Origin of the sequence: Dysgonomonas sp. 520 (assembly GCF_010501095.1) — a bacterium.
Classification (GTDB): domain Bacteria; phylum Bacteroidota; class Bacteroidia; order Bacteroidales; family Dysgonomonadaceae; genus QVMP01.
Genome location: NZ_QVMP01000045.1, coordinates 1 through 2,580, shown reverse-complemented (window position 1 = coordinate 2,580; position 2,580 = coordinate 1). Strand labels below are relative to the sequence as shown.

The 2,580-nt window shown below is 37.1% G+C and carries 2 protein-coding genes; both read left to right on the top strand.

Annotated elements, in window-relative coordinates:
* Positions 1–519: 519 nt before the first annotated feature.
* Entirely contained in the window at positions 520–960 is a 441-nt protein-coding gene (locus tag D0T56_RS16195) for a hypothetical protein (RefSeq protein WP_221412368.1), read from the top strand.
* 17 nt (positions 961–977) lie between these two features.
* Positions 978–2,246, top strand: a complete 1,269-nt coding sequence (locus D0T56_RS16190; RefSeq protein ID WP_163321209.1) for a YfhO family protein — start codon at positions 978–980, stop codon at positions 2,244–2,246.
* Positions 2,247–2,580 lie beyond the last annotated feature (334 nt).

Here is a 2,580-nt window from a genome sequence, read left to right as displayed (position 1 = left end):
GTCGCTTATCTGCGCTGTGTGGGTACCCCGTCAATTAGCCAAATGTCACGTTTACACCCGTCAGGCAGAACGGCATCTGCTTCGTAGGCGGGGACACGTTAAGCGAAACAAGGCGTAAAATTGAAAGTTGTTTGAGCGAAGCGAGTTTTTTCAATTTAGCCTGTAAGCTTGTAACGGGTCGCCGAGAAGCTAAGCCTTGACTTTTTGGTTCGTTTTGTGTCAAGACAAAATGAACATTTCAAGTAGCGAGAGCAGAGCCAAGTTTACTTAGGCTATGCCGAGTCACGAGAAATGACTAATGCAATTGAACGTTTTTGTTATAATAAACTCAACTACCGATTCTCATTTCTATTTATAAGAAGTAGAACTTTATTCGGAAGGGGGCTTGCAACAATCGGTTTGCAGGCCCCTTGATTTTTATCGAACCATAATATCAAGTAGTTATCTTTTATTTTCCAAATACATCACAGGTTATCATATTTTTATATCTTTGCGGGGGGCGAAGTAATACAAATGGGGATGATATCATCAAACATAGATTTTGCAAAAAAGAAAGAATGGTATTTTTTTCTTTCGGTTTTATTGTTTTTCTCGGTATTCATAGTGTTTATTTACCAGCCGGAAAATAAGCTGTATCACGGATATGATGCGTTTTTCCATTACAACAGGATTCAATCTTTGATGGATGCCATCGAAGACGGAACCTTTCCGGTTTATATAGATTCTACCGCAGCTAATGGTTATGGCTATGGCACAAAGTGGTTTTATTCCGATTTTTTACTGATTCCAATAGCATTGGTGGCAATGGCTACCAATATTGTATTGGCATATAAGCTATTCGTGTTTTTTGCCGTCTTCTTGTGTGGATACTTTACCTACATTGCAACGAATAAGATTTTTAAGTCGAGGCATATCGGCTATCTGGCAGCCTACTGGTCACCACAGCCTACTTCCGCTTGATAGCCCTTCAGTTGCGAATGGCCTTTGGCGAAACGTTGTCGTATATTTTTATACCGATTATAGCTTGGGGAGCTTATGAAATAATACGGGGCAATTATAAAAAATGGTATATATTGTCAATTGGTCTTGGATTGTTAGTTTTGAGCCATCTTATTACGTCGGTTTTTACTATTCTCACATTATTCGTATTTGTAATATTCAACTACAAGTGTTTATTTAAAGAAAAAGAAAGAATTTATGCTTTCGTCAAAGCGGGAATAGTAGTTGTTTTATTGTCGGTATATGAGATATTGCCATTGCTGGAGCAATTGAGCTATATGGACTTTTTCTTAAAATATCAAAATGAAATAAATCCGCCGGGACAACATAAGCTGGGGTTGTTGGAAACATTGCAAGCCTTTTTTGTAGGGCTTAAAGTTGAAGATAAGAATACGACATATTATATGTGGGATCAAGGATGCGGATTTATACTGACCATTCTGATAGCGTTGAGGTTGTTTGTTAAAGAAAAGAACGAGAAAATACGAATGGCAGATTACTCCTTGCTGATAGGTTTTGTGTTTGTTCTATTTACAACCAAGCTGGCGCCGTGGGGGCGATTTCCGCTGAACTTATTAAAAGATATTCAATTTCCCTGGCGTTTGTTTGAGTATGTGACATTCTTTTTTGCTGTGGCAGGAGCTACGTATGTTGTAAGTCTGGCAACCACAAAAAAACGGAAAGTGTTGGCCGGAAGTGTTATTTTTATAGCAACTATAACAATAATATCTATCAATGCATATAACTTTCGTAATTCACATTTTCTGAAAGGAGCAACACCGGTAGCCAAAATGTCGAATAATTTTAACTTGGGTAGCTTCGAGTATGTGCCGGCCAAGTACGTTTATTATACATTTAGTTTTTGGGAAAGGATAGACCGGAGAAAAGACGAGGTTATATGCCAGCATGAAGAAACAGAAATATCGAACTACGTTCATGAAAAAAGTAATATACGGTTCCATATTGATACAAAATCTCAGGTCGATAGCATAATGGTTCCATTGTTTCTATATAAAGGATACGAAGCCACCTTCAATGGCAAAGAAGTGCCGATTGCTGAAAGCAAAATGGGATTGGTAGAATTATCCATAAATGGCAAAGGAGAAGTGAATGTAGATTTTGAAGGGACATTTATTCAGAAATATAGTTTTTATGTCACATTGTTTACATTTATTCTGCTAACTGTTTACATATATTATGTGTCGAGGAGTAGGAGTCATCGCACCATATCAGATTCTGATTTGTAACTTTTCGGGTCGGAAAAACGATGTGGTATAAAAGTAAAATAAGTTTTTTGCTATTTTTTTTTAAAAAAAATAATGCCCTTAAACAATTAATATATAGAAAGAAAGATTGGCGAAAGAAGATAATCATGCAAAAGGGAGTGTAAAAAAGTAACGCAAAAATTTGGAGCGAAAATAAAAATACCTATCTTTGCATCCGCTTACCGAGAGAGGGGGCGCGAAAAAATAAGTACTGAAAGGGAATTGAAAGCTATACAATTATTGTGATAGTGGTTCAAGTAAAACGGTTCGAATCCGTTATTCTCCACATTTTCGAGGAAGGAGTTTCGAGGAAGAA